Here is a 257-nt window from a genome sequence, read left to right as displayed (position 1 = left end):
GCCGTGGTGAATGTGGGCGTCTTCAACTCCGGCCTGCTGTCCAAGAACAGGCCCGCGGCCGATGCCACATACAACTACGAGGCGGCGCCCCGGGAACTGTTGGACAGGGCCAACCAGCTGGCGGACATCTGCTTGGCGCACGGCACCACTCTGCCTGCCGCCGTCGTCGCATTCCCGTACCAGCATCCTGCCGTGACAAGCGTGGTCTTGGGCATGCGCACCCCGGAGCAGGTGCAACAAAACCTCGATTTGGTCGC

1 protein-coding gene is annotated in these 257 nt (G+C 64.6%); it reads left to right on the top strand.

Annotated features, from left to right (window positions below):
- Positions 1 to 257, top strand: a 257-nt coding sequence (locus SB772_RS42990; RefSeq protein WP_410838895.1) for an aldo/keto reductase, incomplete at both ends; no start/stop codon positions are given.

The organism is Paraburkholderia sp. SIMBA_030 (assembly GCF_046535245.1).
Taxonomy (GTDB): Bacteria; Pseudomonadota; Gammaproteobacteria; order Burkholderiales; family Burkholderiaceae; genus Paraburkholderia.
Note: the sequence above shows the minus strand (reverse complement) of the source record. Positions and strands in the feature narration are given on the sequence as shown.